Origin of the sequence: Clostridium sp., assembly GCF_032552055.1 — a bacterium.
Classification (GTDB): Bacteria; Bacillota; Clostridia; order Clostridiales; family Clostridiaceae; genus Clostridium.
In genome coordinates, this window is record NZ_JAWGSV010000409.1 from 1 (window position 1) to 1,454 (window position 1,454).

General features: G+C 30.1%; 1 protein-coding gene. It reads left to right on the forward strand.

The genetic code is table 11. The features are described from left to right. Positions 1-17: 17 nt before the first annotated feature. The gene (locus E6248_RS15970) at positions 18-1,334 is read left to right on the forward strand and encodes a nucleotide sugar dehydrogenase (RefSeq protein WP_316341754.1); all 1,317 of its coding nucleotides are present in this window, start codon (positions 18-20) and stop codon (positions 1,332-1,334) included. Positions 1,335-1,454 lie beyond the last annotated feature (120 nt).

Consider the following 1,454-nt stretch of genomic DNA (forward strand, 5'->3'; position numbering starts at 1 on the left):
ATTTAGGAGGAAGAACAATGTCAGTTTTAAAGGATCAATTATTAGAAAAAATTAATAATAAAACTGCAAAAGTTGGTGTAGTAGGTTTAGGTTACGTTGGATTACCTTTAGCAGTTGAAAAAGCAAAGGCTGGATATGAAACTATAGGTTTTGATGTTCAAGATCAAAAGGTAGAAATGGTAAATAAGGGCCAAAACTATATTGGTGATGTAGTAGATACAGAATTAAGTGAATTAACAGAAAAGGGAGTATTAAGAGCAACTACTGACTTTAGTTTTATAAATGATGTAGATACAGTATGTATTTGTGTTCCAACTCCACTTGACTTATATAAGCAACCAGATTTATCTTATGTAGTAAAATCAACTGAAAATGTTGCAAAATATCTTCATAAGGGAATGATAGTAATCCTTGAAAGTACTACTTATCCAGGAACTACAGAAGAAGTATTAAAGCCAATACTTGAAAAGAGCGGATTAAAATGTGGAGAAGATTTCTTCTTAGCATTCTCACCAGAAAGAGTAGATCCAGGTAACAAGCACTACAACACTAAAAATACTCCAAAGGTAGTAGGTGGATGTACTGAAGAATGTACTGAAGTTGCAGCTGCTTTATATGAAAATGTATTAGAAGGAGAAATTCATAGAGTTTCTTCACCAGCAGTAGCTGAAATGGAAAAGATATTAGAAAATACTTTTAGAAATATAAATATAGGATTAGCTAATGAAATGGCTATTTTATGTAACAGAATGGGAATAGATGTATGGGAAGTTATAGATGCAGCTAAAACTAAGCCATATGGATTTATGCCATTTTATCCAGGTCCAGGACTTGGCGGACACTGTATTCCTCTAGATCCTTTCTACTTAGAATGGAAGGCTAAGGAATATGATTACCATACTCAACTTATTGAAACTTCAGGTATGATAAATGACAAGATGCCAGACTTTGTTTTAGAAAATATCATGAAGATATTAAATAAACAAAAGAAAGCATTAAATGGAGCAAAAGTTTTAGTTATGGGATTAGCTTATAAGAATGATATAGATGACTATAGAGAATCACCATCATTTAAGGTAATAGAATTACTAGAAAAGAATGGTGCAGAAGTTATAGTTAACGATCCATTCTGTGATACAGCTAAGTATAAGGGCAAAACTTATCATTCAGTAGACTGGAAGGAAGTAATAGATGAATCAGATATAGTAGTTATTACTACTGGACACACAGTTTACGAATATGAAGAAATAGTAGATAGAGCTAAGGTTGTATATGATACAAGAAATGCTACTAAGAATGTTGTAAACAATAGAGAAAAAATATATAAATTATAATATTAAAAATATAAAAATGCTGTAATTATCTAATATTTACAGCATTTTTTATTTATGTTTGCATATAATTAATTTTTTATATTCTTTTCGTTAGTTTAATTAGCCTTGAATATTATATTA

Coding starts and splice junctions, on each gene's coding strand:
- E6248_RS15970 (WP_316341754.1), top strand. CDS start 18: ATGTCAGTTTTAAAGGATCAATTATTAGAAAAAATTAATAATAAAACT.